At 68.5% G+C, this 11,498-nt stretch carries 10 protein-coding genes; 2 read left to right on the top strand and 8 right to left on the bottom strand.

Annotation, left to right across the window (positions count from 1 at the left end; genetic code table 11):
- Positions 1 to 275 precede the first annotated feature (275 nt).
- From msrQ to C8N38_RS17420, 3 genes are all read right to left on the bottom strand, one after another.
- Positions 276 to 884, bottom strand: a complete 609-nt coding sequence (msrQ, locus tag C8N38_RS17430) for a protein-methionine-sulfoxide reductase heme-binding subunit MsrQ (protein WP_108028414.1) — start codon at positions 882 to 884, stop codon at positions 276 to 278.
- On the bottom strand, positions 884 to 1,789 hold the full coding sequence (gene msrP, locus C8N38_RS17425; protein WP_108028413.1) for a protein-methionine-sulfoxide reductase catalytic subunit MsrP: 906 nt from the start codon (positions 1,787 to 1,789) through the stop codon (positions 884 to 886). Before msrP ends, msrQ begins: the two co-directional genes overlap by 1 nt.
- Positions 1,790 to 1,854: 65 nt before the next feature.
- A complete protein-coding gene (locus tag C8N38_RS17420) occupies positions 1,855 to 3,354 on the bottom strand; it encodes an FMN-binding glutamate synthase family protein (protein ID WP_108028412.1) in 1,500 nt (499 codons plus the stop codon).
- Between the two features lie 112 nt (positions 3,355 to 3,466).
- Here C8N38_RS17420 and C8N38_RS17415 point away from each other — a divergent pair, with 112 nt between their 5' ends.
- Positions 3,467 to 3,910: a DUF302 domain-containing protein gene (locus C8N38_RS17415; RefSeq protein ID WP_108028411.1), complete on the top strand. Its 444-nt coding sequence runs from the start codon at positions 3,467 to 3,469 to the stop codon at positions 3,908 to 3,910.
- Between the two features lie 58 nt (positions 3,911 to 3,968).
- On the opposite strand, the gene clpB is transcribed toward C8N38_RS17415, so the two are convergent.
- Positions 3,969 to 6,584, bottom strand: a complete 2,616-nt coding sequence (gene clpB / locus C8N38_RS17410) for an ATP-dependent chaperone ClpB (RefSeq protein WP_108028410.1) — start codon at positions 6,582 to 6,584, stop codon at positions 3,969 to 3,971.
- Between the two features lie 200 nt (positions 6,585 to 6,784).
- On the opposite strand from clpB, the gene pyrF reads away from it, so the two are divergent.
- Positions 6,785 to 7,501, top strand: a complete 717-nt coding sequence (pyrF, locus tag C8N38_RS17405) for an orotidine-5'-phosphate decarboxylase (protein ID WP_108028409.1) — start codon at positions 6,785 to 6,787, stop codon at positions 7,499 to 7,501.
- 13 nt (positions 7,502 to 7,514) lie between these two features.
- Here pyrF and C8N38_RS17400 read toward each other — a convergent pair whose 3' ends face one another.
- The 4 genes from C8N38_RS17400 to C8N38_RS17385 form a co-directional block, all read right to left on the bottom strand.
- Positions 7,515 to 7,943, bottom strand: a complete 429-nt coding sequence (locus C8N38_RS17400) for an NUDIX hydrolase (RefSeq protein ID WP_108028408.1) — start codon at positions 7,941 to 7,943, stop codon at positions 7,515 to 7,517.
- Positions 7,933 to 8,199, bottom strand: a complete 267-nt coding sequence (locus C8N38_RS17395) for an NfeD family protein (RefSeq protein ID WP_108028407.1) — start codon at positions 8,197 to 8,199, stop codon at positions 7,933 to 7,935. The genes C8N38_RS17400 and C8N38_RS17395 overlap by 11 nt, the downstream gene beginning before the upstream one ends.
- On the bottom strand, positions 8,199 to 9,092 hold the full coding sequence (locus C8N38_RS17390) for an SPFH domain-containing protein (protein ID WP_108028406.1): 894 nt from the start codon (positions 9,090 to 9,092) through the stop codon (positions 8,199 to 8,201). Before C8N38_RS17390 ends, C8N38_RS17395 begins: the two co-directional genes overlap by 1 nt.
- A 132-nt stretch (positions 9,093 to 9,224) precedes the next feature.
- On the bottom strand, positions 9,225 to 11,438 hold the full coding sequence (locus tag C8N38_RS17385) for a heavy metal translocating P-type ATPase (protein WP_108028405.1): 2,214 nt from the start codon (positions 11,436 to 11,438) through the stop codon (positions 9,225 to 9,227).
- Positions 11,439 to 11,498: the final 60 nt, after the last annotated feature.

The following is an 11,498-nucleotide window of genomic DNA, read 5'->3' as shown; positions in this document are numbered from 1 at the left end:
GCCAACCGGCCCGGCCGCCGCCCCGTCAGCGCCTCAGCGCCGCCGGTGAGGGGCTATCTACGGGTCCACGCCGAGACCCGCAAGCAGTTTTTTGAGGTTCGATGACATTTTTTTGGATACCCCGGAATCTGACGCAATATCTGGCGTTTACGCCCAAGGAACACACAAATGGATGAGGGCGGGTTCGGGGGCACCAGAGGGCATGGCCGACTCGCCCGACTCGACCGCCGAGTTATCCCCAGACTTGCCCACAGAAGTTTCCGGTTGCCCCTGCGTCAGGCCGCGACTCTGGCCCGAGTCACCCCGACTCGCAGCGCCAGAAGACCCAGAGTCGTCGCCAGATAGACCAGCGGCTCGATCTGCCAGCCCTTCGCCTGCATCACGAAATGCAGCCCGCCCAGCGGAACGGCGAGATAGACCAGCCGATGCAGTCTCCGCCAACGCAGCGGCCCGAGCGACCGGATCGCCCGGTTCGAGGAGGTCGCCGCCAGCGGCAGCAGCAGCGCGAAGGCCAGCATGCCGACGGTGATGTAGGGCCGCTTGACGATATCGGCCCAGATCAGGCCCCAGTCGCGCAGGTCGAGCACGAGCCAGACCGTCAGATGCAGCACCAGATGCCCCATCGCGACGAGACCCAGCGCCCGGCGGAACCGGATCAGGTTGAGCCCGGTCCAACGCCGCAGCGGGGTGACCGCCAGCCCCGCGATCAGGAATTGGAGCGCCAGAAGCCCCAGCCGGTTTTCCAGCGCGTTGATCGGCTCGACCCCGAGCCCCCCGGTCGCGCCCAGCCAGACCGCCCAGGCGGCGGGCAGCATACCCGCGACATAGACCGGCCAGGTCGGCAGCCGCGCCAGCGCGATATTGACCCGCTGAACCCCGGTCATCAGAACTCGGCCGCGAGGTCCATGCCGGCATAGAGGCTTGCCACCTCCTCGCCATAGCCGTTGAACATCAGCGTCGCGACCCGCGGCGCGAAGAAGCCGCCGCCGATCCGGCGTTCGGTGGCCTGAGACCAGCGCGGATGATCGACCGTCGGATTTACGTTGGCATAGAAGCCGTATTCGCGCGGTGCATAGCGGTTCCAGCTGGTGGGCGGCTGAGTGTTTGTCAGGGTGATCCTGACCACCGACTTGATCGACTTGAAGCCGTATTTCCACGGCACCACCAGCCGCAGCGGCGCACCGTTCTGGTTCGGCAGCGGCTTGCCGTAAAGGCCCGTCGCCATGATCGTCAGCGGATGCATCGCCTCGTCGAGCCTCAGCCCCTCGACATAGGGCCAGTCAAGAATGCGGCCGCGCTGGCCGGGCATCTCTTCGGGGCGGAAGAGCGTCTCGAAGGCGACGTATTTCGCCGAAGCCTGCACCCCGGCCATGTCCAGCAGATCGGCCAGTTCGAACCCCTGCCAGGGCACGACCATCGACCAGGCCTCGACGCAGCGCAGCCGGTACAGCCGATCCTCGATGCTAACCTTCGCGAGAATGTCGCCCAGATCGTAGTGGCCGGGCCGGTCCACCAGCCCGCCGATCTCGACCGTCCAGGGATCTGTCGTCAGCGCGCCCGCCTTGCGGCTGGGGTCGCCCTTGTCGGTGCCGAATTCATAGAAGTTGTTGTAGCTGGTGATCTCGTCCCAGCTGTTGGGAACCAGCGCCTCGGCCCGGGCGGACCGAAGTCCGGCGACAGCCCCAAGCCCCGCGGCCCCGAGCCCCGCCATCATCCGGCGGCGGTCCAGCCAGACGCGCTCTGGCGTCACCTCCGACCAGCTCAACCGATTGCGCCAACGCCCTGCCATGACCGTTCCCTTCCCTTGGTCCCCGGAGGAAACCTAGTCCGGAGCCGGGCGGCGGCCAAACCACGTCACCTCACGAGTGCGTTGACCTGATCCGAGCGGGGATAGACCTCGTTCATCGGGCGCGTGGTCCCGTCGGGCAGCACCAGCCGGACATGGCGGCGGCGCATCTGCCGGGGTTCGGACACGCCGACCGAATGGGCGATGGTCTCGACCTCGGAAATCACCGACTGGGCATAGCGGGCGACGCGGTGGTATTTCTCTTCGACCACCAGCCCCTTCTGCAGATGCGGCTGGTGGGTGGTGATGCCGGTCGGGCAGGTGTTGCGATTGCATTTCAGCGCCTGGATGCAGCCCAGCGCAAACATGAAACCGCGCGCCGAGGCCACGAAATCGGCGCCTGCCGCGATGGCCCAGGCGACATCGGCGGGGTTCACCAGCTTGCCGCTGGCCACGAGCCGCACCCGGTCATGGAGCCCCGCCGCATCGCGCAGGTCGGACACCATCAAAAGCGCCTCGCGGATCGGCAGGCCGACCAGGTCGATCAGCGGCATCGGCGCGGCGCCGGTCCCCCCCTCGCCGCCGTCGATCGAGATGAAATCGGGGGCGGAGGTCGCGCCGCGATCCCGCACCAGGTTGAAGAGCTGCTCGAACGGTTCGGGGCCGCCGACCACCACCTTGAAGCCCACGGGTTTGCCAGTGACCTTGCGGACATGGGCGATCATGTCCAGCATGTCCTCCCAGTTGCCGACCTCGGCATGGCGGTTCGGCGAATAGCTGTCCTCGCCCAGCGGGATGCCCCGGATATGCGCGATCTCGTCGTTGATCTTGGCCGCGGGCAGGATGCCGCCCTTGCCGGGCTTGGCGCCCTGGCTGAGCTTGATCTCGAACATCCTGACCTGCGGGATCGCCGCCAGCGCGGCCAGCTTTTCGTCGGACAGATGGCCATGGGCGTCGCGCACCCCGTATTTGGCCGTGCCGATCTGATAGACGATGTCGCAGCCGCCCTCGAGGTGATAGGGCGACAGCCCGCCCTCGCCGGTATTGAGCCAGATCCCCGCCTCGGCCGCCCCCCGCGACAGTGCCTGCACGGCGGGTTTCGAAATCGCGCCATAGCTCATCCCCGAGATATGGAAGAAGGACGAGGTGACATAGGGGATGCGGGCAAAGGGGCCGATCTTCATCGGCGCGGTGCTGGCGAACTGCCCTTCAAGCGGCGGGAAGGCCGCGTTCACGAAGATCGGCGTCCCCGGAATGCTGAGATTGCGGGTCGAGCCGAAGGCCACGGTGTTGCTTTTGCCTTCGCCCGCCCGGGCGACCCAGTCGCGCTGCGCCCGGTTGAAGGGCATTTCCTCGCGGTCCATCGCGAAGAAATACTGGCGGAAGAATTCGCCGAGCTTGGTGAAGATGTTCCGGAACCGGCCGATCACAGGATAGTTGCGGCGGATCGCGTCGCCGGTCTGGGTGCGGTCGATGGCAAACAGCACCAGACTGACCATCAGAAGCGTGCCGATGACCAGCGCAAAAGCGCCCGCCAGCACTTGCAATGCGTAATAGGCCCAGCCCATTCTGCCCTCGTTCGTGCCTGTGCGGGCGGACGATGCCACCCGCGGTTCCCGACAACCTGCGCGGACAACGGAACGGACACAACCCCGCGCGCGACAAGCCTGGGAGGAAAAGATGAAGGCATTGCTTACCGCGGCGATTCTGGCCGCCACAGGGGCGACGGCGGCCGCGGCCGACCCGGTCACCTACACCACCGGCCAAAGCTTCGACGATGTGATCTTCGGGCTGGAAAACGCGGTGACCGGGCGCGGTCTGGTGATCGACAGCGTCAGCCATCCCGGCGAGATGCTGGAACGCACCCGGGCCGATGTCGGCTCGGACAGGACGCTCTTTCTGAAGGCCGATGTCTACAGCTTCTGTTCGGCCGCCCTGTCGCGCAAGGTGATGGAGGTTGACCCGCTGAATATCCGCTTTTGCCCCTACGGGATCTTCGTGCTGCAATATCCCGACACGCCCGACCACACCACGATTGGGTACCGCACTTTCCCCGAAGGCGAGATGAAGGAGGTCGAGGCGCTGCTGGACGCCATCGCGCGCGAGGCGGTCGGGCTCGACTGATCCGCAAGAAAACGCCCGGACCGTCAGGCCCGGGCGCATTCCGTTCCGGCAAGCGGGATCAGTGCAGGACGGCGTCTTCCGGCTTCGGCCGGTTCGACCCGACCACCCGGTCGCCGATGATCAGACCCTCGGTCCCCACCGTCACCCTCACGGTGCCGCCGTCGCGGATCTCGCCTGCCAGCAGCGCCTCGGCCAGAGGGTCCTGCAGGCTGCGCTGGATCACCCGTTTCAGCGGCCGTGCGCCATAGACCGGGTCATACCCCGCATCGGCCAGCCATTTCCGCGCGCCGTCGTCGAGATCGAGCACGATGCCGCGCTGATCCAGCCGTTTCTGCAGCCGTTTGAGCTGGATCGTCACGATGCCGTCCATGTCCTCGCGGGTGAGCCGGTGGAAGATCACCGTCTCGTCCAGCCGGTTCAGGAATTCCGGCCGGAAATGGGCGCGCACCGCCTCCATCACCTCGCGCCGCGCCGCCTCGGCATCGGCCCCGTCGGGCAGCTGGCTCAGCGCCTGGGACCCGAGGTTCGAGGTCAGCACGATCAGCGTCTGCTTGAAGTCGACCGTGCGGCCCTGCCCGTCGGTCAGCACCCCATCGTCCAGAACCTGCAACAGCACGTTGAAGACGTCCGGATGCGCCTTCTCGACCTCGTCGAACAGGATCACCTGATAGGGCCGGCGCCGCACCGCCTCGGTCAGAACGCCGCCCTCGTCATAGCCGACATAGCCGGGCGGAGCCCCGATCAGCCGGGCGACGGCGTGTTTCTCCATGAATTCCGACATGTCGATCCGGACCATCGCCTGATCGTCGTCGAAAAGGTATTCCGCCACCGCCTTGGTCAGCTCGGTCTTGCCGACGCCGGTCGGCCCCAGGAACAGGAAGGACCCCAGCGGCCGGTTCTCGTCGTTCAACCCGGCCCGCGCGCGCCGCACCGCATTGGCAACGGCCTTCACCGCCTCTTTCTGGCCGATCACGCGGCGGCCAAGCTCTTCTTCCATGCGCAGAAGCTTGTCGCGCTCGCCTTCCAGCATCTTCGAGGTCGGGATGCCGGTCCAGCGTTCGACGACTTGGGCGATCTGCTCAGGCCGCACCGCCTCGGCAACCATCACGTCATCCTCGCGGCTCTCGGCCTCGGACAATGCCTTTTCGAGCTGCGGGATGATGCCGTAGGACAGCTCGCCTGCGCGGGCCAGATTGCCCTCGCGCTTGGCCTGGTCAAGCTCGGCCCGGGCCCGGTCAAGCTGTTCCTTGAGCTGCCGGGACCGATCCAGCTTGTCGCGTTCGGCCTGCCATTTCGCGGTCATCTCGGCCGATTGCTGCTGCATCTCGGCCAGTTCGGCCTCGAGCTTCTCAAGCCGGTCCTTCGAAGCCTCGTCGTCTTCCTTCCTCAGCGCCTCGGCCTCGATCTGCTTTTGCAGGATGTCGCGGTCGAGCGCGTCCAGTTCCTCGGGCTTGCTGTCGACCTCCATCCGCAGACGGCTGGCGGCCTCGTCGACAAGGTCGATGGCCTTGTCGGGCAGGAAGCGGTCGGTGATGTAGCGATGGCTGAGCGTCGCCGCCGCCACAAGTGCCGCATCCGAAATCCGGACGCCGTGGTGCAGTTCGTATTTCTCCTTGATGCCGCGCAGGATCGAGATCGTGTCCTCGACCGTGGGCTCGTCGACGAAGACCGGCTGGAACCGCCGGGCCAGCGCCGCGTCCTTCTCGACATGCTTGCGGTATTCGTCGAGCGTGGTCGCCCCGATGCAGTGCAGCTCGCCCCGCGCCAGCGCGGGCTTGATCAGGTTCGCCGCATCCATCGCGCCTTCGGATTTGCCCGCGCCGACCAGCGTGTGCATCTCGTCGATGAACAGGATCACCTCGCCCGCCGCAGCAGAAATCTCGTTCAGGATGGCCTTCAGCCGTTCCTCGAACTCGCCGCGATATTTTGCGCCCGCGATCAGCGCCCCCATGTCGAGCGCCATCAGCCGCTTGTTCTTCAGGCTCTCGGGCACGTCGCCATTGACGATCCGAAGCGCAAGGCCCTCGGCGATGGCGGTCTTGCCGACGCCGGGTTCGCCGATCAGGACCGGGTTGTTCTTGGTCCGGCGGCTCAGCACCTGCATGGCGCGGCGTATTTCCTCGTCGCGGCCGATGATCGGGTCGATCTTGCCCTCTTCGGCCATCTCGGTCAGATCGCGGGCATATTTCTTCAGCGCCTCATAGCCGTCCTCGGCACTGGCCGTATCGGCAGTGCGGCCCTTCCGGATGTCGTTGATCGCGGCATTGAGGTTCTGCGCCGTGACCGCCCCCGCATCGAGCGCCTCCTTGGCCTTCGAGGGCACCATGCACAGCGCCATCAGAATCCGTTCGACCGGCACGAAGCTGTCGCCCGCCTTCTTGGCCAGCGTCTCGGCCTCGTCCAGCACCTTGCCGGTGGCCTGATCCATGTAGGTCTGTCCGCCGCCGCCGGACACCTTGGGCATCTTGCCAAGCGCCGCCTCGACGGCCTCCAGCACCCGGTCGGGCGCACCGCCCGCCCGGCGGATGAGGTTCGAGGCCATGCCCTCCTCATCGTCCATCAGCGCTTTCAGAAGGTGTTCGGGCGCCAGCCGCTGGTGGCTTTCCCGCATCGCGATGGTCTGGGCGGCTTGCAGAAAGCCACGCGACCGTTCCGTGAACTTTTCGAGGTTCATCGGGTTCTCCTTTGCTAGAAGCGCCCGCCTCCGGGATGCCTGCCCCGCAGCGCATCCTCCTTCGCGGGCCTTGCCTGGCAATTTGGGAGCAGCCCCCTGCGGTTGCAAGGCCGCGCCCGCGCTTTGTCGCGCTGGACTGGGCGGCTCCCGCCCCGTAGAACCCGGCGCGACCCGATCCCCGTCCGCCAAGGAGCGCCCCCATGACCGATGACCGCCTGATCGTCGCCCTCGACGTCCCCGATGCCCATGCCGGGCTGACGCTTGCTGAACGGATCGGCGAGGCGGCGGCGTTCTACAAGATCGGGCTGGGGATGCTGACCGGGGGCGGGCTGGCGCTGGCGCGCGAGTTGAAGGACGAGCACGGCAAGCGGATCTTCCTCGACATGAAGCTTTTCGACATCGGCGCCACGGTCGAGGCCGCGGTCCGGGGGCTCGCCCGCTTCGATCTGGATTTCCTGACCGTCCATGGCGACCCCCATGTGGTGCGCGCGGCCCGCGAGGGCGCGGCCGGGTCGCAGACCAAGATCCTGGCGGTGACGATCCTGACCTCGCTCGACCGCGCCGATCTGGATGCGAGCCTGATCCGCGCGGGCGATGTCGCGGACCTTGTCGTCGACCGCGCCGCCCGCGCCTTCGAGGCGGGCGCCGATGGGGTGATCGCCAGCCCGCAGGAAGCCGAACTGATCCGCGCCCTGCCCGAGGCGGCGGACCGGCTGATCGTCACCCCGGGCGTGCGGCCCGCGGGCGCCGCCCTTGGCGATCAGAAACGGGTGGCCACACCCGCCCAGGCCATCGCCGCGGGCGCCGATCACGTGGTGGTCGGGCGCCCGGTCTGGCAGGCCGAGGACCCGCGCGCCGCGGCGCTGGCGATCCAGGCCGAGCTGGCCTCGCCGCAGGCCCGGCATCCGAACGCTTAAATCCGGGCTCTGGTCAGTCCGCGCCGCCGGGGCGCGCGGCCAGATAGTCCGACAGACGGTCCTTGAGCTGGCCGATCCCCATGGGGTGGGCCAGATAATCGGCGACCGGCATCACCGCCCAGCCCTGCCCCTCGTCGCCGAAGCGGATGCGGGCGATCTCGACGGCCTCGAGCCGGGCCACGAAGAACCAGACCGGCCGGCCGCGCCCGTTGCGATAGACCTGCTGCCACACCAGCCGCGCCGGATCGAGATCCAGCCCCAGTTCTTCGCGGGTCTCGCGGAGCGCGCAGTCGGCCGGGCTTTCCCGGCCCTCGCGCGCGCCGCCCGGGAAATCCCAATGCCCGGGCCAGGAAATATGCGGCACGTCATCCCGAAGGATCGACACAAGCCCGCGCCCGGTCAGAAGCGCAAGCTTGGCCCCGTCGAACGGATCAGTTTTCATTGATGTCGTCGTGCCAGACCTTGACCTGTCCGCGCCGCACGCCCAGCATCTGGCGCAGCACCAGCCAGGCAAGGCCCGAGACTACCGCGCAGATCAGGAAAAGCCAGGGCCAGGCGACAGAAAGCCCCAGCCAGAGCGCACCGCCCACGGCGGCGGCCCCGACCGCGAAACCCAGAAAGACCTGCACCGGCGCGACAAGCTCGAGTATTCCCAAAGCCGCCGCTCCCGCCAGCCAGACCCACCAGGTTTCCAGCATCACCCGCGTCCCTTCAACATCCGGAACGCATCGGCAAAGGCATCCAGCGCATGGGCCGGCACGATGATCGTCTGCTTGCCCGCGCCCTCGCCGACCTTGGTCAGCGCCTCGACCTGTTTCAGCGCCACCTGGTATTGCGCGGCCTCAAGCCCGTTCTCGGCAATGGCCTTGGCCACCACCCCGGTCGCATAGGCCTCGGCATCGGCAGAGACGCGCCGCGCCTCGGCGGCCTGACGCGCCGCGTAAAGCTGCGCATCGGCCTGCAGCTCGACCGCGCGCTTCTTGCCCTCGGCCTCGGTGACCTGGGCCCGGCGGGCACGTTCGGCATTCAGCTGCTGCAGCATCGCCTCGCGCGTGGCGGCATCGAGGTTCACATCCAGGATCTCGGCACGCGTCACCTCGATCCCCCAGTTCTCGACCGCGTCCTCGACGCTTTCCTTGATGGTGGTGATCAGGTCGGACCGGTTCGACTGGACCTGATCAAGCTCCATCTTGCCGATCTCGGCCCGCACGATGCCCGCCACGGTGGTGGCGATGGCCGCGTCGATATCGCGGATCCGGTAGACGGTCTTTTCGGGTTCGAGGATGCGGTAGAAGACGCTGGTTTCGACCTGCACCAGCACGTTGTCGGCAGTGATCGCATCCTGGCTGGCATTGGGAAGCTGCCGTTCGAGGATCGAGATCTTGTGGGCCACCCGGTCGAGGAACGGCACGATGAAGTTGATGCCCGGCCCCAGCACCGAGCGCAGTCGCCCGAAGCGTTCGACGACGTGCTTTTCGGACTGCGGCACGATCCGCACCCCGAGATACACGCTGAGAAGGATGAGACCGGCCAGCAGCAACACCACGAGGTTGCCGCCGACGAGGGCCGAAATCAGGTCTGGCAGGGTCATTCACAGGTCCTTTCGCAAAGCGCCGGCACTATGCCCCGCCCGACCGCGGAACGGAAGTCCCGGGACCCTGAGCGCCATTCCGTGAAGAAACCGTTAAGTCCGCCCCGGGCAGGCGCGCCGTGGGGCGGGACCTTACGTCCGGGGGCTGCGGCGCGGATCGAAGGCCAGCAAACGCAGCGCGTTGGCGGTGACCAGCACGGTCGCGCCGGTATCGGCCAGCACCGCCATCCAGAGCCCGGTCACGCCGGTGACCGAGGTCGCAAGGAACAGCGCCTTCAGCCCCAGCGCCAGCGCCACGTTCTGGCGGATCGTCCGCATCGCCGCCCGCGACAGCCGGATCATCGCGGGCGCATCGGTCACGCGGTTTTGCAACAGCGCGGCATCGGCCGTTTCCAGCGCGACATCGCTGCCCGCGCCCATGGCGATGCCGACGCTCGCGCGTTTCAGTGCCGGCGCGTCGTTGATACCGTCGCCGATCATCGCGACGCCGCCCTGCCCGGCCATCTCGGCGACCGCCGCCAGCTTGTCCTCGGGCAGAAGCCCCGCCCGGGGCTCGATCCCCAGCGGTCCGGCGATGGCGCGGGCGGCGCGCGGGTTGTCGCCCGTCAGCATCACCGCGCCAAGACCCATCGCCCCGAGCTGGCGCACCGCTTCGGCGGCATCGGCACGAGGGGTGTCGGCCAGCCCGATCAGCCCCATCGCCCGGTCCCCGCGCAGGACCAGAACCGCCGAAGCGCCCCGCGCCTCGATCAGGGCCGCCGCCGCATCGACACCGGCCGCCTGCCCGGCGCCCTCCGGGGCATGGGCGACCGCACCGACCCAGATCCGGGTGCCCGCCACCTCGGCCTCGGCGCCACGCCCCGGATGGGCCCGCGCGGCGCGCGCCTCGGGCAGGGTCAGGCCGCGCGCCTCGGCAGAACTCAGGATCGCCCGGGCCAGCGGATGCGCCGACCCGGTCTCGACCGCCGCAGCAAGCGCCAGAACCTCGTCCTCGGACGCCTCGCCCAGGGGCACGATGCCGGTCACTTCGGGCCGTCCTTCGGTCAGCGTCCCGGTCTTGTCGAAGGCGACCCGGTCGACCCGCGCCAGCGCCTCGATCACCGCGCCGCCCTTGATCAGAAGCCCGCGCCGCGCCCCCGAAGACAGCGCCGAAGCAATGGTCGCGGGCACCGAGATCACCAGCGCGCAGGGACAACCGATCAGCAAAAGCGCCAGCGCCCGGTAGACGAAAGTCCCCCAGTCCTGCCCGAAGGCCAGCGGCGGCACCACCGCCACCAGGACGGCCAGCCCGACGATGGCAGGCATGTAATACCGGCTGAACCGGTCGATGAACCGTTCGGTCGGGGCGCGCGCCGCCTCGGCCTCTTCGACCAGCCGCACGATGCGGGCGATGGTGCTGTCTTCGCCGGCCCGCGCGACCTCGACCCGAAGCGCCGCCTCGGTCGCGATCGCTCCCGCGCGCACCGCGTCGCCGGGGCCGCGCGTGACGGGCAGGCTTTCCCCCGTGACCGGGCTTTCGTCGAGGCCCGAGATCCCCTCGAGGATCGTGCCGTCGGCCGGGATCCGGTCGCCCGGCCGCACCAGGATGCGCTGCCCCGGCACCAGCCGCGCCGCCGCGACCTCGCGCAGGCTGCCATCCGGGGCCTCGACCCAGGCACTGCGCGGGACCAGGTCCGAAAGCGAGCGGATGCCCGCCCGGGCCCGATCCGCCGCGACCGCCTCCAGCAATTCGCCCACGGCAAAGAGAAAGACCACCATCGCCGCCTCCTGTGCCGCGCCGATCAGCAGCGCGCCGGTCGCGGCCAGCGTCATCAGCATTTCGATGGTGAAGGGCATGCCCGCGCGCAGAAGCGCCCAGGCCCGCCGCGCCACCGGCGCAAGCCCGACGAGGCAGGCCAATGCGAAGGGAAGGGCCCCGAGCGAGGCGGGCAGCACCAGCGCCACCGCCCAGCTCGCCGCCAGAAGCGCGCCCGTGGCCAGCACGAGCCGCCCACGCGCGGTCCGGTACCAGGCCCGACCGGCCTCTTCGGGCGGCGTGCCATGATCGTGGGGGGCCGACGCTTCGCAAGGACCGCCGCACGAACACTCCGCTTCAGGGGCATTGCCGGCCTGCGGTGCCGCCGGGCCGATGCCGAAGCCCACCGCCCGCACCGCCGCCTCGACCTCGGCCGGCGAACTGGCCCCCGCCTCGAGCCGCAGCCGCAGCGTCTCGCGCATCAGCGACACCTCGACGGCATCGACCCCGGGCAGCCGCTCGACCGCGCCGCGCACCTTGCCGGCGCAGGACCCGCAATCCATGCCGGTCACGGTCCATTCATGGGTTCGGGCGGTTGTCTGGGCGGTCATGGCAGCCTCTTTCAGCACAGGAAAATCCGCGGCGGACATGTTGTCCCCCGCGAGTCGGAA

This window comes from Rhodovulum kholense (genome assembly GCF_003053725.1).
Classification (GTDB): Bacteria; Pseudomonadota; Alphaproteobacteria; order Rhodobacterales; family Rhodobacteraceae; genus Rhodovulum; species Rhodovulum kholense.
Note: the sequence above shows the minus strand (reverse complement) of the source record. Positions and strands in the feature narration are given on the sequence as shown.